The organism is Haloprofundus salilacus, from assembly GCF_020150815.1.
In the GTDB taxonomy this organism is placed as follows: Archaea; Halobacteriota; Halobacteria; order Halobacteriales; family Haloferacaceae; genus Haloprofundus; species Haloprofundus salilacus.
Map to the genome: position 1 here is coordinate 2,277,601 of NZ_CP083723.1, position 20,328 is coordinate 2,297,928.

The 20,328-nt window shown below is 59.5% G+C and carries 17 protein-coding genes; 13 read left to right on the plus strand and 4 right to left on the minus strand.

The window, feature by feature from the left end; all coding sequences use genetic code 11:
* Window positions 1–168 precede the first annotated feature (168 nt).
* The 7 genes from LAQ58_RS19110 (at window position 169) to LAQ58_RS11785 (ending at window position 6,921) form a co-directional block, all read left to right on the plus strand.
* Window positions 169–627, plus strand: a complete 459-nt coding sequence (locus LAQ58_RS19110) for a DUF7261 family protein (protein ID WP_425490712.1) — start codon at window positions 169–171, stop codon at window positions 625–627.
* Between the two features lie 441 nt (window positions 628–1,068).
* Entirely contained in the window at window positions 1,069–2,346 is a 1,278-nt protein-coding gene (locus tag LAQ58_RS11760; protein ID WP_224447653.1) for a glycosyltransferase family 2 protein, read from the plus strand.
* A complete protein-coding gene (locus LAQ58_RS11765) occupies window positions 2,343–2,942 on the plus strand; it encodes a DUF1616 domain-containing protein (RefSeq protein WP_224447654.1) in 600 nt (199 codons plus the stop codon). Before LAQ58_RS11760 ends, LAQ58_RS11765 begins: the two co-directional genes overlap by 4 nt.
* A 185-nt stretch (window positions 2,943–3,127) precedes the next feature.
* Window positions 3,128–4,063 carry a polysaccharide deacetylase family protein gene (locus LAQ58_RS11770; protein WP_224447655.1) on the plus strand — a complete coding sequence of 312 codons (936 nt, stop codon included), beginning with the start codon at window positions 3,128–3,130 and terminating at the stop codon, window positions 4,061–4,063.
* Window positions 4,060–5,139, plus strand: coding sequence for a GNAT family N-acetyltransferase (locus LAQ58_RS11775; RefSeq protein ID WP_224447656.1), 1,080 nt, complete (start codon window positions 4,060–4,062; stop codon window positions 5,137–5,139). Before LAQ58_RS11770 ends, LAQ58_RS11775 begins: the two co-directional genes overlap by 4 nt.
* Before the next feature lie 44 nt (window positions 5,140–5,183).
* Window positions 5,184–6,077: a glycosyltransferase family 2 protein gene (locus tag LAQ58_RS11780; protein ID WP_224447657.1), complete on the plus strand. Its 894-nt coding sequence runs from the start codon at window positions 5,184–5,186 to the stop codon at window positions 6,075–6,077.
* A 31-nt stretch (window positions 6,078–6,108) separates the two neighbouring features.
* A complete protein-coding gene (locus tag LAQ58_RS11785; RefSeq protein WP_224447658.1) occupies window positions 6,109–6,921 on the plus strand; it encodes a glycoside hydrolase family 16 protein in 813 nt (270 codons plus the stop codon).
* Between the two features lie 70 nt (window positions 6,922–6,991).
* Here LAQ58_RS11785 and LAQ58_RS11790 read toward each other — a convergent pair whose 3' ends face one another.
* The gene (locus LAQ58_RS11790; RefSeq protein WP_224447659.1) at window positions 6,992–8,677 is read right to left on the minus strand and encodes a glycoside hydrolase family 16 protein; all 1,686 of its coding nucleotides are present in this window, start codon (window positions 8,675–8,677) and stop codon (window positions 6,992–6,994) included.
* Window positions 8,678–9,210: 533 nt separating this feature from the next.
* On the opposite strand from LAQ58_RS11790, the gene LAQ58_RS11795 reads away from it, so the two are divergent.
* Window positions 9,211–9,768 carry a metal-dependent hydrolase gene (locus LAQ58_RS11795; protein WP_224447660.1) on the plus strand — a complete coding sequence of 186 codons (558 nt, stop codon included), beginning with the start codon at window positions 9,211–9,213 and terminating at the stop codon, window positions 9,766–9,768.
* A 63-nt stretch (window positions 9,769–9,831) separates the two neighbouring features.
* Here LAQ58_RS11795 and LAQ58_RS11800 read toward each other — a convergent pair whose 3' ends face one another.
* A complete protein-coding gene (locus LAQ58_RS11800) occupies window positions 9,832–10,641 on the minus strand; it encodes an FkbM family methyltransferase (RefSeq protein WP_224447661.1) in 810 nt (269 codons plus the stop codon).
* 467 nt (window positions 10,642–11,108) lie between these two features.
* On the opposite strand from LAQ58_RS11800, the gene LAQ58_RS11805 reads away from it, so the two are divergent.
* The 4 genes from LAQ58_RS11805 to LAQ58_RS11820 all read left to right on the plus strand — a co-directional run bounded on the left by LAQ58_RS11805 (window position 11,109) and on the right by LAQ58_RS11820 (window position 17,157).
* On the plus strand, window positions 11,109–12,179 hold the full coding sequence (locus LAQ58_RS11805; RefSeq protein WP_224447662.1) for a carboxylate--amine ligase: 1,071 nt from the start codon (window positions 11,109–11,111) through the stop codon (window positions 12,177–12,179).
* A gap of 3 nt (window positions 12,180–12,182) precedes the next feature.
* Window positions 12,183–13,613, plus strand: coding sequence for an oligosaccharide flippase family protein (locus LAQ58_RS11810; protein WP_224447663.1), 1,431 nt, complete (start codon window positions 12,183–12,185; stop codon window positions 13,611–13,613).
* Between the two features lie 202 nt (window positions 13,614–13,815).
* Entirely contained in the window at window positions 13,816–16,044 is a 2,229-nt protein-coding gene (locus LAQ58_RS11815) for a DUF2206 domain-containing protein (protein WP_224447664.1), read from the plus strand.
* A 120-nt stretch (window positions 16,045–16,164) separates the two neighbouring features.
* Complete coding sequence (locus LAQ58_RS11820) at window positions 16,165–17,157, plus strand: glycosyltransferase family 2 protein (RefSeq protein WP_224447665.1); 993 nt, start codon at window positions 16,165–16,167, stop codon at window positions 17,155–17,157.
* Between the two features lie 63 nt (window positions 17,158–17,220).
* On the opposite strand, the gene LAQ58_RS11825 is transcribed toward LAQ58_RS11820, so the two are convergent.
* Together LAQ58_RS11825 and LAQ58_RS11830 are read right to left on the minus strand one after the other, a co-directional pair.
* On the minus strand, window positions 17,221–17,901 hold the full coding sequence (locus tag LAQ58_RS11825) for an acyltransferase (RefSeq protein WP_224447666.1): 681 nt from the start codon (window positions 17,899–17,901) through the stop codon (window positions 17,221–17,223).
* A 297-nt stretch (window positions 17,902–18,198) separates the two neighbouring features.
* The gene (locus tag LAQ58_RS11830; protein WP_224447667.1) at window positions 18,199–19,419 is read right to left on the minus strand and encodes a sulfatase-like hydrolase/transferase; all 1,221 of its coding nucleotides are present in this window, start codon (window positions 19,417–19,419) and stop codon (window positions 18,199–18,201) included.
* Window positions 19,420–19,726: 307 nt separating this feature from the next.
* Here LAQ58_RS11830 and LAQ58_RS11835 point away from each other — a divergent pair, with 307 nt between their 5' ends.
* The gene (locus tag LAQ58_RS11835; RefSeq protein WP_224447668.1) at window positions 19,727–19,933 is read left to right on the plus strand and encodes a DUF7261 family protein; all 207 of its coding nucleotides are present in this window, start codon (window positions 19,727–19,729) and stop codon (window positions 19,931–19,933) included.
* Window positions 19,934–20,328: the final 395 nt, after the last annotated feature.

A 20,328-nucleotide genomic window follows, 5' to 3' on the forward strand; every position in this document is an offset into this window, starting at 1 on the left:
TTCCTCGATCGACACGTCGTCATCGTCCGGTGAGTTCGCCGCGCGAACCGTTCACGATCGTTCCTCGCCCAACTGTCGATGAGTGAGTCGAGATAATTACTCCAATCATATGCGATACGAAGAGTTTAAAACAGAAAACAAGATTAAATTCTCAAAAATGTCGAACGAATCGGACGCAGGGAGCGACTCCGGAGCGTCGACGGGGGCGTTCGCCGTCGAGACAGCCGAGGCGAACCGGTCGCGAACGGCGGGAACGTCGAACGCGCGCTCGACAGAGCGGTTCACGCGTCCGCGGCGCGGTACGACGGCGAATACGCGTGGGACGAACGTGCCGCGGCCGTCGACGCGTTCAACGAGACGTTCGACGGTTACGTCGACGGAATCGAGTCGTCGCGGGTCGAACGCGGCGTCGTCTACTGGGTGACCGCGAACGCGACGGCGGGGACGCAGTGGGCGGAGACGAACTGTCCGCGCGGACCGAACCGCGAGTTCGGCCCCTGCGAGTCTGTCGGCGACATCGTCGTTCAGGAGCGAGCGGGAGACGCTGTCGTCGTCGCGGTGAGTCTGGATGTCCGAGTGACGACGGACTGCGGCCGAATCGAGATGACGCGCGTGGTGACGGTCTGAGACGGTGACGACCGAAATAGACTGAGGAGGTGAAGGGGGCTGTAGGGCCGCTGAGCGCCCCGATAATGTCTCATTTTCGACCAAATTGTCACGCGAAGCGACCGGATAACGGCTTCGACAACGGGGTAGCCACGAACAGCTCGATTCGTCAGTTACACCGGCTAACGGGGGGACGATTCGACTACACTGCTGGTCGTTCCGCACAACGGAAGTTACCGTTCGACCATCTTCGAGGCTAATATTGTTCTCTTGAAGATGACACGGAAAACAGACCGACTCTCGTGAAAGTTTCAACTAAAAATCAGGTATTTCGGGGAACTGCCGTAAAATGGCTCAATAGCTATGGACACCATAACAAGATAGTTGTCCTCTATCCAACACTTGGGGGTTTCACAGATGGATGGGAGTTATATCGAAGACAATCACTCAGAGACGGTTACAGTGTCTCCGCGCGGAGCGTACGCGCTCGGAGTGGTGATGGGAGAGAGCGAGGAGCGGCATCTTCTCCGTATTCTCGCCCATGCGGTACAGCAGGGTTGTCCACTGTTCTCGGTCCGACGTGACGGATCGATACTGCACGCTATTGGGTCCGACGACGACCCGATAGAGGTTCATCTGCAGACGGGATCACCCGTTGCCGACGCGGAGACGGCACGAGAGACACTCGTCGAACTCGCTCGGACGTACGGACTGCGCGGACTCGTCGTTCAGACGGACCCGACGATGCGAATCGACTTCGACGCAAGTTTCGACGCGCTCGAAGCAGGAGACGAGTTCGTCGTCGAAGCGCAGGCGGCGGAGGCCGAAACCCTCGAAGCGCCGGTCGTCGTCGGCATCCCGGCCTACAACGAGGAACACGCCGTCGGTTCGATCGTCGCCGAAGCGAGGGAGTACGCCGACATCGTCGTCGTCGTCGACGACGGAAGCGTCGACGAAACCGCAGAACGAGCCGCCGAGGCCGGTGCCGTCGTCGTCGAGCATCCGGAGAACCGCGGCTACGGCGCGGCGCTCCGGACGCTGTTCGAGGAGGGCAAGCGGCGGAACGCGTCGAGTCTCGTCGTGCTTGACGCGGACGGCCAACACAGTCCGTGCGACATCAAGCGACTGCTCCGACAGCAGGAGGAGTGCGGTGCCGACATCGTCATCGGGAGTCGCTTCACCGGTACCGTCGAGAGCGACATCCCGCTGTACCGACGGTTCGGTATCTGGGTCATCAACGTCCTCACCAACGTCGGACTCGGAGGGTTTCGTAAAGAAAACCGTATCAGCGACACGCAGAGCGGGTTCCGAGCGTACGGCGCGAAGGCGTTGCAGACGCTCGCCGACGACGAGACGCTCGGGTCGAACATGCGAGCGAGCACGGACATCCTGTTTCACGCCCGCGAGCAGGGCCACCGAATCGACGAGGTGGGCGTTCGCGTCCGATACGACCTCGAAGACACGTACACGGAGAACCCAATCTCACACGGCTACTCGGTCGTTCGCGGGGTCCTTCCTCTCATCGAACGGGAGCGACCGCTGACCACCGTCGGCGTCCCCGGGTTCGTCAGCACGTTCGTCGGACTGAGTCTCGGCTTCTGGTCGGTGTTCGAGTACGGCCAGTCGGGTCAGTTCCCGATAGAGGTCGTCTTCGTCTCACTAGTGTTGCTCCTCGTCGGCTTCGTCGGCGGCGTCGTCGCCATCGTTCACCAGTCGCTGCGGGAGGCCGAGATTAGATGAGCCGCGAAAACGCAGGAGACGCCGAAAAAAGGAGCGACTGGCGGTCGAGGGCGGGTCGTCTCCGAAGGCGGTTCGCCGTCGCCGTGAGGTCGATTTCGGCGACGAACGTCGTCATCGCCGCGGCGCTCGTGTTCTCGGTCGGGACGGTCGCTTACAGCGTCGGCACGGACGCGCAGGGCGACCAGTACACCGAACTGTACGTCCTCAACGACAGCGCGGACGGTCAATCGATGGCCTCGACGTACCCGGACGAACTCGTCGTCGGCGAACCGACTCGGCTGCTCGCCGGGGTCGAAAACCACGAAGGAACGACGCAACCGTACACACTCGTCGTCCAGCTCCAGCGGGTCGACGCCGGGTCCGATTCGGCGTCGGAACCCGTCGTGAGCGAGACACAGCTCGTCGGCCAGTTCGACCGGAGCGTCGATCCGGGCGAGCGGTGGCAGATTTCGCACCGCGTCGTTCCGGACCAACGCGTCAGCGGTGAGAGAGTCAGGCTCACGTACCTCCTCTACCGCGGTGACGCGCCGCAACAGCCGACCGTCGAGAACGCATACCGGGCGGCTCACATCTGGGTGAGTGTTTCCGATGACTGACGGCCGGCATCTCGACGACCTGCCGCCCCCACGGCGAACCAACCCACCGCGACAACGTCACCAGCGAGAGGGGTCGAACGCGCCCGAAACCCGGAAAGTCGGTGAAAGGTGTCAATCTCAACGATACGAACGCACGAGATGATAGTACGCTGATAAAATTACAGAACTATATTATAGGTTTACTGATGAACATACACGCTCACCCGACGAACATCCTCAGTTTCGATGTCGAGCACTGGCACTCCGCGACGCTCCTCGACGGGACCGTCGACAGCCCGGTCGACCGCATCGAGACCTCGACCCAAATCGTCCTCGACGTACTCAGACGGTACGACGTCCGTGCAACCTTCTTCATCGTCGGCAAAGTCGCCGAACAGTATCCGGAGCTCGTCAGCCGAATCGCCGACGAGGGTCACGAAATCGCCTCGCACGGACACACACACACGCCGCTTTTCGACCTATCGCCCGACACCTTCGAGCGCGAACTGACGATGTCGTCGGACGCGATACAAGAAGCCTGCGGGCACCGGCCGGTCGGGTTCCGTGCGCCGAACTTCTCGGTTACGCGGAAGACCGAGTGGGCGTTCGAAGTACTCGAATCGAGCGACTACCGCTACGATTCGAGCGTCTTCCCGATGCGGACGCCGATGTACGGTGTCTCCAACGCGCCGCTTCGACCGTATCACGTTCCGGGGAACGACCCGTTTCGATCCTATCACGTTCCGGGGAACGCGCCGTTTCGTCCGCCGCTATCGGCTATGCCGGCGACCGACCTAGTGGAGTACCCGCTCGCCGTTACGGACACACCCGCCAGACTTCCCGTCGCCGGGGGTTTCTACGCGCGCCTACTGCCGATTCGTCTCATCGAATGGGGGATTCGCGGACTCAATCGACGCGGCATCCCGGCGACGATCTACTTCCACCCCTGGGAGTTCAACCCCGCCGTAAGGACGCCGGAACCGTCGCTCCCGAAACGGTTCGTCAGCTTCCACGGCATCGAGGGCACGGCCGCAAAACTAGAGCGGTTGCTTCGGACGTTCGAGTTCGGAACGATACGCGACGAACTCGACGCTTCAGAGGGTAACGACCTGCAGACGACCGCGACCGAAGAGTACGCATGAGCGACTCACGAACGACACGCACGGCGAACGAAGAACCGACTATCGAACGTTGCGCCGACTCGACGGCGTGGAATCGATTCGTCGAACGCGTCGACGGACCGCCGTTCGCGCTGTGGGCGTGGGGGGACGCCGCCGAGGCGTACGGCCACGACCGGTGGTATCTCGTCGCCCGCGAGGGCGGTGATATCGTCGCCGCCCTCCCACTCGTCCACATGTCGAGCAGGCTGTTCGGCTCGAAACTCGTCTCGCCGCCGTACGGCGAGCGCGGGTCGGTGCTGCTCAGCGACGACTCCGACGCCGCAACGGACCGCGCTGTCGACCGTCTGCTCGAACGGACACGGGCGCTCGCGAATGCGCTCGGCGTCGAGTTCGTCAGCCTTCGAGGGAGTCGCGTCAGCGGCCTCTCGGGGTTCGAGCACAGGAGGCGGTTTGTCACGTTCCAACTCCCGCTGGAGTCTCCGGAGACGATCTGGGACGGAATCAAGGACAGCCGACAGCGTCAGGTTGCACAGGCCGAAGACGCCGAACTCACCTACCGAGAAGGTAACTCGCTTTCGGACCTCGAAGCGTACTACCGGTTGTCGCTGCGGTCGATGCGCGGGCACGGAACGCCGCCGCACTCGTTCGCGTTTCACCGGACGCTCTGGGAGGAACTCGGTGAGGACAACGTCCACCTCGGGATGGTCGAACGGAACGGCGAGTTGATAAACGCGATTCTGGACTTCTCGCTCGGGTCGACCGTCTATCAGTGGGGCGTCGTCAACGATTACGAGTACCGCGATCTGAACGGAGGGAGCCTCGCACTCTGGAAGTCGCTCGAATGGGCCAGCGAGGCGGGACACGAGACGTACGAGTTCGGTCGAACCCGCGAAGGGTCGGGCGTCTACCTGTTCAAGAAGAGCTTCGGGGGACAGAAGACGTGGTACGACGACTACCACTACTTCCCGACCGGAACTGGCGAACTTCCGCACCCCGACGACGACACGTACGACCGGGCGAAGGAGCTCTGGCAGCGACTGCCGATTCCGGTGACGCAGTACGTCGGCCCGCGGATTCGGGGGAAGATAAGCCTGTGAGCCGTAGAACCGCAGACGACCGACCGATAGAGAACCACTAACAGATGGATTCACCAGAAGAGCGAATCTCGACAGCACGGGAAACGACACGAAACCACTCAGCGCCGACAGTACGTCGACAGGAGAGCGACGAACTCCCGGTCTCAGTGTGCATCACGACGAAGAACAACGCCGACACCATCGGCCGATGTCTCGAGAGTGTCAGCGAATGGACCGACGAGATCGTCGTCGTGGACACCGAGAGTACCGACGGGACGGTTGAAATATGCGAATCGTACGGTGCCATGGTGTATCAGCACGAGTTCGAGGGATTCGCGCAGATAAAGACCACGGCGATAAACCACGCCGAGAACGACTGGGTGTTCGTCTTGGACGCCGACGAGGAGATTCCGAATGCACTGCGCGAAGAGATCTTCCGCGAGTTCGGTGCTCCTGGCATCGTCGCGTTCAGAATGCGGAAACGCGAGCACATGCTCGGAGCGAGAACGCATCAGTACCACTTCAGACGGCCGTACCTCGCCCGTAAAGATGTCCTCTACTACCAGCAGGACTTCATCTGGGAGCGTCTCTCGGTCAAAGACGAGTTCGAGGGGCGAACGCGAGACCTCTCGAACAGCATCGAACACTATCGGTTCGAGCGCACTTCGGAGATGGAGCGAAAGATTCAGCAGTACAGCGCTTTAGAGGCGATTCAAATCGTCGAATCGGATAAACGCGACGGGGCGCTCGCACTGCTCGGCCGAGGGCTCGCGGTCGCGGCGAGCAGACTTGTCGTCGACAAGGCAGTACTCGACGGTTACCGGGGGGTGTTCATCGCGTTCATGGAGTTTTATCAACTCGCCGTCGCGTATCCGAAAATTCGAGATATCTACCGGCTCCAAGAGGAACATCCGGAGAACTGGCGCGAGATATGGCTCGAAGAGGAGTGCCAACGATAGCGATGAGAGCACGCGACCACGGGGAACGACCGTGACCGAACGGCATCGATCACGACGCGAGTTTCTGCGAATCGGTGCGGTCAGCGTCGGCGGAGTGGGGGCGGGGTGTCTCGACCGAACGCGCACCGACTCTGTCACCGAACCCGGTTCGGTCGAGCAGATGCGCCCTGTCGACATCTCCGAGATGGAACTCGTGTTCGAAGATCGGTTTCGGAAGAACGCGATAGACCGCTCGAAGTGGCAAACGAAGTATCCGTGGGATGGAGATGCGCGAACTCACAACCACGACGCCTACGCGGCGGAGGACAACGCATTCGTTTCCGACAGGAGGTTGGTGCTCAAAGCAGAGAACCAACCACGGATGGGAAAGCCGTACACCACCGGCGTCGTCTCGGCGAAGAAGGTGTTCAAACCGGGGTATTTCGAGGGCGTCATGAAACTTCCCCCGGTCGAACCGGGGTTCTGGCCCGCGTTCTGGCTGACCTCCGCTTCGTACTGGCCGCCGGAGATTGACATCTTCGAGGTGTTCGGTAGGGACCCGAAACTCTACATGACGTACCACTTCATGGGCGACGACGAGGAGCCGGATAGAGTGAGAAAGACGTTCAGCGGTCCCGATTTTAGCGCCGAATACCACACGTTCGCCGTCGACTGGTCAAGGGAGCGAATCGTGTGGTACGTCGATGGGGTCGAACGGTTCCGCTACGCCGGTGAGTACGTGAGCGACGAGTACATGTGGCTCATCCTCAACTTCGGCGTTGGCGCGAACTTCTTGGCGCAGCCACGACCAGAGACGTTCCCGGCGACGTACGAAATCGAGCGTGTGCAGGCGTGGGAGCGGTAGGTGGGAAAGAGAAAGAGAGGGGGAAACGAAAGAGAACCAGTGTCTCCCTCCGACAGTTATCTGAGGTCGGTCAGTCGGTGTAGTCGACCACGTCGCCGTTGACCGTGGTCGTCACGTCGCCGCCGAACGTCGACACGTCGATGATTTCGCCGTCGATAATCCAGTAGGCGTCGGTTCCGCCCACGACTTTCCCGAATATCGTACTGCCGTCGAGGCTGTCGTCTCCGTTGATCGATGCACCGGAGACGTCAGCCTTCAACACCGAGGCTGTGGTCTCGACGATGTATCTCACCATTCCGTCGCTGTCCGCCGCGCGGTCGATGCGGAGGAGATTCACCCGCTGGCCGTTGACGAAGACATCCGCCTGGCCGTCGAGCGAGAGCGACGTGAGCTCTCCCTCGAAGGCGTACTCGTCGCGGCCGCCGGCGACGCCGCCAGTTGCGGTCGTCCCCGAGATCGAGTCTTCCTCGTCGAGTCCGTTGGCGCTCTCGATAGCACCAGAGACTGTCAGCGAGTAGGACGCTGACCCGCTGTAGCTACTGCCGTCGATGGCGAGCGTGTTCGGGAGTGAACTCCCAGAGCTGTCGTCTGAATCCGACGAACCGCCGAGCGTGTCGGGGTCGACGGGCTGATCGTCGATGAATGCTTCGAGCGCGCCGCTGTAGGTGAAGGCGGTGATTTCGCCGTCGTACCAGAAACCGGGTAAGGAACTCGTCTTCGAGACGGTCCCGCTGGCGCTGCTTCCGTCGCTCGCGACCTGATAATCGGCCGTGTTTCCGCTGTCGTCGAGACGAATGTTGCTCGCCTCGAACTCGAAACTCGCCTCGCTGCCGTCGGCCGAGCGCAGCCAGAGGTAGTGTTCGCCTTCGGTCGTTCCGTCGTCAGTATCATCGTCATCGCCATCACCGGTACCGGAGTCACCGCCGGAGCCGCGCTCCCAGACGCGAACCCAGTCGACGAGCATCTCTTCGTCCCACGAGACGGACTTGTCGGTCTCACCGATGCGGTCGATGTGGAGACTCAACATCATGTACTGTGGGCCGCCGTTCGACATGGCGGTGAGCGCGTTGTCGTCGGTGAAGTCCGACACTTGCACGCCGTCGACGTAGTGACGGATGAAGCCGTCGCCCCACCAGCAACCGTAGATGTGGTAGTTCTCGGTGACGTCGTCGCCGGGTTCGTACCGTTCCTGCGAGTGAGTGTGCGTCGAGGAGTCGCCGGGTTCGGTCGACGTTGACCAGTGGAGCGTGTGCCGCGAGAGGTGGGTGTCGTCCCACCCGCTTCCGTCCTGCATCACTTCGACGAAGTCGATTTCGGGCGGCCACGCTTCCGTGTCCGGTTTCGACCAGAACGCCGGGAGGAACCCTTCGCGCTTGGGCATCTTGATCTTCGCTTCCCAGTAGTGACCGGAACCGTACGCGGCGATGCCGCGGGTGTTCACCGCACCGGTCTGGATGTTGCTCCCGTCGTCGTGACTGGCAGAGAGACTGAGCTGATTGTTCTGAACGTTGACGTGCGAGGAGGTCACCGTCGCGGGGGAGTTGTTCTCGGTCGTCCCCCATCCGAAGCCGAGGTCCCACTTCGAGGAGTCGAGCGACCCCGCGTCGAAGTAATCTTCGAAGACGATAGACCAGTTCTCGGGGTCCTGCGGGCCTCCCTCGTCGACTGCTGCCGCTGCCGTCGTCGAACCGAGGCCGAACCCGCCGAGCGCCACCGCGCCTGCGCCGGTCATCTTCAGGTAGTCACGCCGGGCCATCCCTGAGTTTACCTCTTTTTTTCTATGCTTTTCTTCTCTACTTTCTGAGTGTTCACGTGCCATGCGTCCACTTCGGTGACTATCAGTTTCTCATATAATACTTGCTATTTTGTAAGTGTTGATTTCACTGTAGTTCTTTTGTACAAATTGTACGTCTAGCTCCGTAAACAGAAATAACTAGCAGAAATGGAGTCTAAAATTGAATAACCCAAATTCAAAATAGAAATACACCTGTTCTGATGTGTCTTCTACCGTATATGCGTTCAGAAAACGATCTTCACGACGAAATACTTAATATATCGTTCCCCTAGACAATTGCCGTATCTGTGCCATAGCGGGCATAATAGGGCCAAATAGATTCGGAGAAATCGGCCCCAGTCCGAGGGGGAGAACTCGGAGGAATACACGCACACTATTCCGATTATTGATATTAAATTAGCCACGACACCGACGTTCGGGGTAAGCGCTGACAGGAAAGGAAATACCAGAAAAGTAGAAAAACACATATCACAATTCAGACTATTTATAGTGGTATGTGGCCTTGGGGACACCTCGCTTTCGGCTATCTGTTATACACTACCTGGATACACCTAGTCCACCGCCGCTCGCCGACCGGTCTCGAAGCGCTCGCACTCGCGTTCGGCACACAGTTTCCGGACCTCGTCGACAAGCCGCTGGCGTGGACGTTCGGGGTTCTACCGAGCGGGCGGTCGCTCACTCACTCGCTCCTCGTTGCTGTCATCGTCATCGCCGGTGTCTTCGTGCTCCTCCGACGACGTGGCGTGGACGAGTACGCGGTAGCGTTCGGTATCGGGTACTTCTCTCATCTCGTCGGAGATTCGCTCAAACATCTACTCAGCGGTGAGTTCGAGATGCTCGCGTTTCTGCTCTATCCGATCACCTACACCGACTACGGCGTCGAACAGGGATTTCTCTATCACCTCTCGGAACTTCGGTTGACGCAGTTTCTCGGCCCCGAGACGCTCGTCATCCTTCTCGTCGTCGCTATCTGGGTTCGGGACGGAACACCGGGTCCCGGAGCGCTCGTGCAGCTACTTGGGTGGACGTACCGTCGTCTCACCCGAACCTGAGAAGACGTAACTCGGAGCGAGGAGGATACGAGCCGCGAACTCACGTTACCGGTATCGGCCGTATTAGTCTCCTGTCGGAGTTCGGGCTGCGACGATGGTCGGCTCTTTGTCGGTTCTCGACACTGCCAGCGTCTCGGTCGTAAATCCAAATGATTCGAGCAGCGTCTGCAGCACGTCTCTGTTATGGTGCGCCTCCGCGTAGACAAGCCGGCAACGCTCCGACGAGAGTGATTCTCGAAGCCCCTTGAGTACGTTGACGCCAGACCCTTGAACGTCCATTTTCACGACGGTCGGCGCAGGAATCTCGTTCTCCCGAACGAGTCTGTCGCCTGCGACCGTCTCGACGGGAAACGAAGTGAGTGGCTCGCCACTCGGATACACGGTGTCGAGAGAGCCGTGCTGCGCACCGGGAGACTCCGTGTCGTAGACGTAGAACTCCGTCTCTCGGCTCTCCGCGGCGAGTGGTCGAGTTTCGACTTCGGCGACGATATCGTTCGCCGCGAGGTTTACGCGCAATCGTTCGACGTTCGGCGGATAGGGCTCGAACGGGACGACTGTCCCGGTTCGTAGCTGATTGCCGACGAGACAGCTATAGATACCGATGGTCGCTCCGATGTCGTAGAACACGTCGTCTTCACGGATGTTTTTCAGGACGCGTTCTAACACCGCCTCTTCGTCCCAGATGCGGTTCTGAAGGCTGTTCCACTCGACGAACGTGGATGGTCGGAAGACGGCCGAGGCGCCTCGGGTTCGGAGGGTGTACGTCGGGTCGGTGCGGAGGTACAGACCGACTGCCGACGTGTACGCTCGGCTTCCGTATTCGTATGCGGGCGTCCCCCAGAGGAGATCGCCGAGGGTGCCGATGAGCGCCATACGCTCGAACTACCTCGGACAGACCCATAACTTGTTTGACAATAAAACGAAGGCAAATGGATACGAGAAATTCATTTTTGATGTCCGGAGAGAGATTCTGAGAACGTATCTTGAGGCATTAGGGTTCAGAGAGAGAAGACAGTACGATCTCTGGCACAATACCTTGATATCTTGTCAGGTTGTGGTGTCCGTAGCTCATGACGTCTTCGAGATTCAGGAACGAAGAGGGGAGAGACAGTCGATCGATAGTCATCCCCGCTAACCAGTCAGTGCACGCTGTGGGCTGCGTTCGCTCGCTCGGCCCCCGTGGCGTCCGTACGATCGTCGTCTCCGACGACAGGACGGTTCCGGCAGCATACTCACGATACTGTGACGAAGCAATCGCCGTCCCGTCCCCGCACGATGACCTCCTGGCATACGCTCGGGCCCTGCTGACACTAGCAAAGCGGCCGGACGTGGCGACGATCGTGCCAACTCGCGAAGAGGACACGTACGTTCTCTCGAAGTATCGCTCGGAGTTCGAACCGCACGTCACTGGCCTGTGGCCGCCGTACGAGTCACTGGCGATAGCCCAAGACGGCTACCGCTTGGCGAAGGCCGCCGAAGAGGTCGACATACCGGTTCCGAAGACGGAATTGCTGGACGATGTCGACGACTGGAATCGAGAACTCATCGTCAAGCAGCGGTACGCGATACTGACCTCCGACTACACCGACTCGCTCGCCGAACACGAGTGCGAAGGTGGCGGACAGGAGCCCATCTATCTCGAAACGAGCGTCGAACCGGACAAGGTGGCGATCACCGAGGCGTTTCTCGGCGAGACGCCGATCGTTCAGGAGTGTACGTGGGGAACCGAGTACTCTTACAGAGCGTTGTTCGACCACGGCGAACCGGTTGCGACGAGTCTCCGAAAACAGATTCGAGGCAAGACGTACGCCGGAGGTGCGAGCGTCTACCGGGAGATGACACACGACGAAACGGTCGAAGGGCACGGGAGACGGTTGCTCGAACATCTCGACTGGCACGGTCTTGCCACGGTACAGTTCATGAAAGACCGAGAGACAGGCGAGTTCAAACTCCTCGAGATCAACCCCCGTATCTGGGGGTCAATCCTCCTCGACGTTCGAGCGGGAGCGGACTACCCGTACAACTACTGGCTGCTCGCAACCGGACAGAGAGACCGTATCGACCCGACGTACGAGGTCGGCGTCGCGAGCCACCTGCTGTTCGGGGAACTCAAATATCTTTCGAGCGTCCTACGAGACGATTTCCCGAACGTCGAACGCCCGACGTTTGCGGAGGCGCTCCGAGAGGTGGGCAGTTCGTTGTACCACCAGCCGAATTTCGATTATCTGAATCTCAGAGACCCGCGACCGTTCGCGCACGGCGTACTCAACACGCTCAGCATCGAGGAGACCGTGAGACGGCTACGGGGGGCCGACGCCGACGAGGAGCTCCCGGAGACGCAGTCACTCACTGACGACAGCCTCCCGGTGGAGACGACGGACCAACGGATGACGTCGAACAGGAGCAACTAATCCGTGGACCTCGGTCGTTCGAGTTTCAGTCTCTTCCTCTCGAAGACGGGGATGGGAATCCTCATGTTCGGAGGGATCCTCTACTTCGCTCGGACGCTCGACGCCACACAGATGGGGATCTTCTTCCTGTTTTTCGCGGTTCAGGGACTGTTGTCCATCCCTGCGGACCTCGGTCTCAGGAGCGCACTCGAAAAACGATTGAGCGAGGGCGGAGACCTTGACGAGATACTCGGGTCTGCACTTGCGTTGAAACTCGGGTTACTTGCGGTCGTCGGAACGGTGATTTTTCTCGCGCAGGGGCCAATCAACCGCTACTTCGGCGCAAATTTGGCGATGTTTCTCATCATCACAGTGATCCTTCGGGAACTCTCGCTGTTCTACATCCACGCCGTTCGCGGTGAACTGCGCGTCGGCGAGACTGCACCGATCGAGTTCACGCGACGACTCACGTGGGTGGGAATCGGTGCGTACCTCGTCAGCACTGGATACGGTGTCGAAGGTATCGTCATGGCGCTCATCTGTAGCTCGCTTGTCTCGCTCATGTGGGCGTACACTAAGTGCAACGTCGGTATCGGGCGACCAAGCCGTGGACACATTGAATCATTGTTCGCGTTCTCGAAATACGACACGGTGAACTCTATCGGTGGACACGTCTACCAGTGGATGGACACGGCGATCATCGGATTCTTCCTCGCGTCGTCTTTCGTCAGCGCGTACGAGATCGCGTGGCAGGTGACGCTCCTCGTGTTGATGTTGAGCAACTCCATCTCGCTGACGCTCTTTCCGCAGATCAGCCAGTGGAACGCGAGCGCCTCGACGAACCAGATCGAGTCGACCATCTCGACGGCCATCGGGTTCGCCACCTTCATTTCGATTCCCGCAATCGTCGGATCGGCCATCTATGCGACCGAGATACTCCGATACACGTTCGGCCCCGAATACACCATCGCGGCGACGGTACTCGTCGTCCTCATGGTGGAGAAACTGTTCCAGTCGTTCAACGACATTATCGGTATCTCGGTCCGTGCAATCGATCGGCCGGACCTCGCCGCCCGAGCGACGGTTGTCTCCATCGGTATCAATCTCGTACTCAGCCCGGTGCTTCTGCTGAGCATCGGATTGGTCGGTGCCGCACTCGCGACGCTGCTCTCGTGGTTGGTCAACACGCTGCTTCACCTGCGTTACCTGAAGCAACACGTTACGGTCCAGATCCCGTTCAGACTCGTCGGATGGTACGCGCTCTCGTCCGTACTGATGGGCATCACGCTGGCGGCCGTGAAATCTGCAGTTCCGGTCGACGGGATACTGATTCTCCTCGTACAGATTGCGCTTGGTGCCGCGCTGTACGTCGGGTTCTCGACGGTCATCCCGGAGGTCAGAAACCGGATAATTATCCCGAGCGTCCGGATGTTCGATCTCCCGGTCGGACGATGAGTCCACGTTCGCCCCTTTGAGACCGCCTCTCGGTCGAACGAACGCCGAACTACATCTCCAAAAAGATAGTCAAATTGACAGGGAGTAACATCTCAACTGAACAAGATATATCTCACTCTCTCTGGTAGGCACAATCGCGTAATTTACCGTACCCGTCTGTCAGGCGAAGTATCCTGAGCTGAGGGTAGAACAGATACGATTCATGACGCTAAATGTCACGCAAACTGAGAGGATGGTCGGATGGGGACCGACCGTAGTTGGTACAGTCGTCGTTGCAGTTCTCGCCGTGTTCTGGGTGGCACTGCAGTGGCCAACAAGCGGTTTCGTCGTCGCGAGCGTGCGAATCGTCACGGGCCTCGCGCTCCTCCTGATCGTCCCGGGGGCGTTGACCGCTCACCTCTGTCAGAGACGAGCGAGTACGTCCGGAACGTTCGCGCTCGTCTCTGTCGCGGTGAGTCTCGCAGTTCTAGGGGTTCTGACGCCCGCGGCGGCCGTCGTCCTTCCGCTTTTGGGCATCGACGCACCGTTGTCTCCGTTCCCGCTCGCCGTCCTCCTCACGCTCGTAATCGGTGTACTCACGGGGTTAGTGTACCACACAGACACGGTGTTTTCGATGAGGCGTATCGACCTCCAAGCGCCCGTACCGGTGCTGTTTACCATCTTCGCACTCCCCGGACTCGCGGCCGTCTCCGCGACGGCGATGAATCGGTTCGATACCAACGTCGGGATGTTCGTCTTCGTCGGCGTCGTTTCGCTCCTGGTCATCGCCACAGCACTGCGAGTAATTCCGTCCAACATCTATCCGGTACTGGTGTTCGCAATCGCCTTCTCGACGCTCTTGCACCGCAATCTACTCACGAACCACGTCGTCGGTGCAGACATTCAAGGAGTGTACTTCGCCGCTGAACTCGTCGGCAGGACCCACCAGTGGTCGCCCGAGATGGGTGGCGTTTCGCTGGCTCTTCCGGTCGTCACGACCGTTCCGTCGACGATTTCTCTGCTCACGGGACTAGAGCTCACGACAACGTTCAAAGTCGTCTACGCGTTCTTGTTCGCCCTCGTCCCAGTGGGCGTGTTCTATCTGTCGAGAGAGATATTCGACGAGGATATCGGATTCTTCGGTGCGATGTTTTTCGTGTTCTATCACGGTTCGTTCTACTTCACGCCTGGAAAACAACTGATCTCGGAGTTGTTCGTCGTCACCCTGCTGTGGCTGTTCGTCCACCACGGGTTCGACACGCTCTCACGAAAAGCGGTGGCGGCATTGCTCGCTACCGGCCTCATCTTCTCCCACTACGGCATGAGCTACGTCTTGGGACTCTCACTGCTCGTCGCGTGGGTCGCTCTCACCGTGTTGCGGGGTGTCCAACCGCGAGCGACTCACCGCCTCTCGGTGACGTATCCGCTCTTTCTGCTCGGAGGAGCGACGGCGTGGTACAGCTACGCTTCCGACGAACTCACGGCCACGTTAGCGTCTATTCCGGCGTCTCTGGCGTCGCAAGTATCACTAGTGCTCACGTCGGGGACGGTCTCGCAGTCGGGAACCAGTTACGTCTCCCAGCAATCGGCGCTCCTCGAGAGTCTGCAGCTCTATTTGTACATCCTGTTCACCGTTCTGTTGACGATCGGTATCGGGTGGTGCGTAATTATCCACCTCCGAACTGCGCTCCGGGGGAACAAACCGCAGTACATCGAGTATACGGCGATTGCGGTGCCCGTTTTCGTCTTCCTCGCGTCCTCGTACTTCTTGACGATCAATCTCTGGGCAGATCGGGCGTATCAACTGGCGCTCGTCGTCCTCGCACCGTTCACGGCGTTCGGATTCTTCGTCGTATTTCGCACGGTCTTCCGACTCGCGAAACGGTGGTCTCTCCGCCCCGCGAACAGTTCTGTACGAGGAACGCAGTGGGTGATATTGGCGGTACTCCTCGTCTCGCTGCTCGCGTTCAACGCTGGTGCGGTCTTCTCACTCGCCGGCGAGTCACACACCTCGACGTTCAATCCGAACGCCCACGACCTGGCGTTTAGCCAGCAGGAACGAGCCGGAGTTCAGTGGATAGAGAGTAACGGCCCTGTAGACGGCGGAACCGAGTACCTGCCCACTCCGGACGGCGCGCCGGGCCAAACGCCCATCTACACGGACTCCGTGACGAACCAACTGTTTCGGTCGGAACTCCCCTCAAACTACTATAACACTGATACCGTACTTCTGAAGAGCGATCAGCAACCGACTCTCGATCCGAACCAGATCGACGACGGCTACGTCTTCATTCGAGAACGGAGTGTTGATGCGGAAAGCCCCCCAAACGAGGTGCAGGTTTCGGAACTCACTCCGAGAGAGCGGCGTCTCCTCACGAGCTCGGATAACGTCGTCTACAGCAACGGTGCAGTAACTGTCGTCCGATCGGAACGCCGCGACACCTCGTCGTAACCCGAGAGGTCCGCTCCGGAGGCGCGTAAGTCGGACATCGACAGTCTCCAGAGTCCGAGAAATCGTCAGTCAGCGAACACTCATGGTTCTCGGTGCTGTTCTCTTCGACGGTGTCAGAATGTGTTCGGCAGAGATAAGAAGCCGCTCGTCTCCTACGTTATCGTCACGTACAATCGGGCAGACGACCTCGAGAGCGCAGTCGAGTCGGTGCTCGCCCAAAAGTATCGGCCGCTCGAACTCGTCGTCGTCAGCAACTCGACCGACGTCGTCCCCGAACAGGAGCTGTTCGGCGACGGGGGGCGATTCGACGAACAGAACATCCACTATCACCACATTCCGGAGCGGATGGGCGTCCCGGGAGCGAGAAACGCGGGGTTCGACTATGCGGACGGCGACATCGTGATCACGCTCGACGACGACGCGATTATCGCCGACGCCGCCGCGACAGATGTCGCCGTCTCGTTGTTCGACGAGCACGACGACGTGGGTGCAATCGCGTTCCAGTGCCGCAACTACCACACACGGGCGGTGAAGTCGAACGAGACTCCGAATCCTCCCCGCTTCGACCTCACGCCGTTGAGCCAGTACCGCGCGACGAACTTCGTCGGCGTCGGCAACGCCATCCGACGCTCGGTGCTGGAGACTGTCGGTGGGTATCCCGAGGACTTCGTGTACGGGTTCGAGGAGATGGATCTCTCGCTTCGTATCCACGACACCGGGTACGACATCCTCTACACGCCATCCGTCGTCGTCTACCACAAGAAATCGCCCGCAGCGAGGATATCGGATACGGAAACCCAAGAGCGGATGGTCGAGAACCGAATGAAGGTCGCGATTCGAAATCTCCCCGGACGGTACGTCGTCTGTTCGTTCCTCATCTGGTCGGTGTACGCCGTCTGGTTGACGGGACAGATTTCGTCGCTGTGGAACATCTACCGCCGACTGTACGAACGACGTACCGACTTACGAGACCATCGCCGCGTCGTCAGTTCCCAGACTATCGCTCGAATCAAATCACGGAACACGATGCTCTTTGCGTGGTGGTACGGGCCGCATCCGATGCGGATCTTCGGACCCAACGGCGAACTCGAACGTCTCACGTGGGAGCGATAGGGAACTGTGCCGAGAGGAAACAGAGTCGAACCCCTCCCGGAGCATTCACTCACCGAGTTCGTCTCAGTCGAGCCGCTTGATATCGGCTTGAATCCGTTCGGCGGGAACGCCGCCGACCAGCGTCTTCGAGGCGACATCGTCCGTGACGACGCTGCCGCTGGCGACGACTGCTCCATCACCGACCGTCACACCCTTCTTCACCTCTACGTTGCTTCCGATCCACACTCCGTCGCCGATATTGATCGGTGACCGATGAGGGACTTTCTCCCCGTCGATCGCGTAGGGGTGCATGTCGCTATCGCATAGCTCGACGTTCCAGGCGATCATGCAATCGTCACCGATCGTGATGGAGTCCTTACAGAGAATCTTCCCGTGAGAGTTGAGATAGGAGTCTCCGATTTCGAGGTCCCCTTCGACGTGCGTGACCGAACACGGTCCGATACGAGCGCTCCCTCCGGAGACGGTGAGCGTCGCGTTCTCTCCGAGATGGAACTTCGATTTCATGAGGTCGGGGTGCGACGCGCTGGACTCGCCGAGAAAACCCAACACCAGCCGGCCGTCCAAATCGAGTTCGGCGCCAGGAGAAAGGTCCACGATTACGTTCGGGTGAACGAGTATCGAATCGAGTCGGTCGGTCCAGCGAAGAGAGTACCACAGCGATTTCAGAAGGCCGTGAGTGCCGAGTTTGTCGGCGACCATCGGTGCCCGAGGATGAATGACAGAAAGGAAATCGATTGTGCTCATTTTAGGAAGACCTCCTCGGTGTCCACTTACTTTGTCCCATATGTCTCAAAATATCCTCCAATAATAAATAACCGCGCCCATATCGAGGATATTGTTTAACTATCGTGGTGGTCACGATCTAATCAAACGAGCGTCTCCGTTTTCGCCGAGCAATTCACAGAGATGCAAGGAGGAAGTCGCCGGCTTTAGCCGTGGAAGGAATCTGACTGACTGTGAATTCTGTTCTCCAGCGTCGGTGGGATACTCGTGGAGGGCTGTCCAGCGATTCGGTCAACTGCGGAGGGTGGACTCTCTCGGCTACGAAAGATAGCCGAGATCGCGCAGCTGTGACCGCTGTTCCTCCGAGAGGTCCCGACTCTCGGCGTCCCCACTGCGCTCCTCGAACGTATCGGGTAACCAAGTTTTTGCTTCTTCAGCGGAGAATTCGGGCGTTCCGAACACCATCTCGTCCGTGAGCGACTGGGTGACCATGGTGGCTGCATTCGCCATCGAGAAGTTGTGACGCCACGCTGGTGAGTAACCCCTGAACAGGTTGTCGTACGTCATTCCGGCGAGTCGGTGGAGCGGTGATTTCCGACTGAACACGAACCCTCCGTCGTCGTTCCACGCAGAGGTTGCGGCGTAGACGGTGAGTTTGACCTCTCTGTCGCGCACCTCGACATCGAGGTGCTGCCAAACGTCGCAACGAACCTTTCGCTCAGGGTCGGGCGTCCCGCGCCAGAGGTCCGTCCCATCTACGTCGGTTGGAGTGACGTTTCGCTGGGCCGAAAGCGCCGTCGGGGCGATGTCCGTCCCGCTCAGCAGTTGAGGATAGGTCTCGCCTGCCGGTAGTCCCGCACCCATGAAGACGATGGGTACGTAGACGGTCTCGGGAGAGAGGGGGTGGCCGTGACCGAACCGCCCACCGTTACCCCACTCACCCAGTGCCTGTCCGTGGTCGCTCGTGAATATCACGAGCGTCTCCTCCAGAAGGTCTCGGTCGACGAGTTGGTCGTATACGTCGAGGAATCGTCTCGCCGAGTTTCTGCAGTCTTGGCGGTACAGCGAGACAAGTTGCGGACGACGCTTCTCGTGGTTACGGAAGAACGCCTTCGTCGACTCGAACACACCGTTCTCGAAGCCGTACGGAGCGTGCGGACCGACGTCGTGGATGTAATGGGTGAACGGCGGTTCGAGTTCGTCGAGCTGCCTCTCGTGGTCCACGTGGTTTATCTGAAGCGGCGGCTTGTCGGACGACGGAAGTTCGAGCCAGACGGTCTCAGCGTCGAAGCCAACGTCGGTCCCGTTCGGGGTCAGCAGTTCGGGTCGTTTCTGGAGTTGGTCGTTAAACATCCACGACCGGTGAGTCGCCGGATACTCTCCCGTAGTTAGCGAGGGAACGGACGACGCCGTGAGGGTACTCGGCGCGACGGCCTTCGCAGTCACGCCGAGTTCACGGATGAAGGCCGGAAGAAAATCAAAACGGAGCGCGTCGGAGACGAAAACCACGACGTTCTCCACGTCTTCAGTAGTTGCCACCTCCGCGAGCGGGCATACATCTTTCATAGCTCACGGAACAAACCGCGTTCGGGGGCATTGTTATACAGAGACAACCCTCAGACATTTCGCGGAAATTCCGAGTTGCGTCGATAAAATGACCAATCGTCCGGTCTCCACCCCCATCGCTCTTGACGAACCGTCGCTCGAACGCTCCCAGTTTCCATCCGATGTGATGACTGAGAGTAGGAGAAAAAGGAGTTTCCGTGGGTGTTCTGACGTAGTTTCGAAACCGACCGAGCGAACGCTCCGATTGAGAGGATGAGCGCGTTCGACTATGAGAGCCGATGTGGAAGAGAGGGTCAGAGCCCGAATTCCGACGGGCGTCCCTGCCGGACAGGCGACGACGGCGGGGACGCAGTGGGCGGAGACGAACTGTCCGCGCGGGCCGAATCGCGAGTTTGGCCCCTGCGAGTCGTTCGGCGGCGTTGTCGTTCAAGAGCGAGCGGGAGACGCTGTCGTCGTCGCGGTGAGTCTGGATGTCCGGGCCGGGTAGCGACGGATCGCAGTCGAATCGAGATGACGCGTGTGATAACGGTCCGACGACGGACCCGTCGACGTCGGTGACGAGTAACGCCGAAGATGCGATGAGTCGCCGTCTGAACGATTCTCTACCGTTCAGAGGGGCCGATAATGTCGCATTTTCACCAACTAGCCGCGTACGAGGATTCGATGACGCGCTCGTCGGTCGCTCTCCTCCCCGAAGTCGAAGACCTGTTCGCCGAGCAGGGAAATCGACAACTCCTCCGCAAATCGAACCGATCCGAAGTCGCTGTTCGGACGTTCGCACCGCTAATACATCGTCTCCGAGGACAACAGGGAAGACAGAACGCTCCTCGTGAAAGTTTCAACTGAAAATCACGTCTTACGGGCGGCGGCCGTCGGCGGGCG

Excerpts from the sequence above, each read along its gene's own strand:
- LAQ58_RS11765 (WP_224447654.1), top strand. The coding sequence starts at position 2,343 with ATGAGCCGCGAAAACGCAGGAGACGCCGAAAAAAGGAGCGACTGGCGG.
- LAQ58_RS11770 (WP_224447655.1), top strand. The coding sequence starts at position 3,128 with ATGAACATACACGCTCACCCGACGAACATCCTCAGTTTCGATGTCGAG.
- LAQ58_RS11775 (WP_224447656.1), top strand. The coding sequence starts at position 4,060 with ATGAGCGACTCACGAACGACACGCACGGCGAACGAAGAACCGACTATC.
- LAQ58_RS11780 (WP_224447657.1), top strand. The coding sequence starts at position 5,184 with ATGGATTCACCAGAAGAGCGAATCTCGACAGCACGGGAAACGACACGA.
- LAQ58_RS11790 (WP_224447659.1), bottom strand. The coding sequence starts at position 8,677 with ATGGCCCGGCGTGACTACCTGAAGATGACCGGCGCAGGCGCGGTGGCG.
- LAQ58_RS11795 (WP_224447660.1), top strand. The coding sequence starts at position 9,211 with ATGTGGCCTTGGGGACACCTCGCTTTCGGCTATCTGTTATACACTACC.
- LAQ58_RS11800 (WP_224447661.1), bottom strand. The coding sequence starts at position 10,641 with ATGGCGCTCATCGGCACCCTCGGCGATCTCCTCTGGGGGACGCCCGCA.
- LAQ58_RS11815 (WP_224447664.1), top strand. The coding sequence starts at position 13,816 with ATGACGCTAAATGTCACGCAAACTGAGAGGATGGTCGGATGGGGACCG.
- LAQ58_RS11825 (WP_224447666.1), bottom strand. The coding sequence starts at position 17,901 with ATGAGCACAATCGATTTCCTTTCTGTCATTCATCCTCGGGCACCGATG.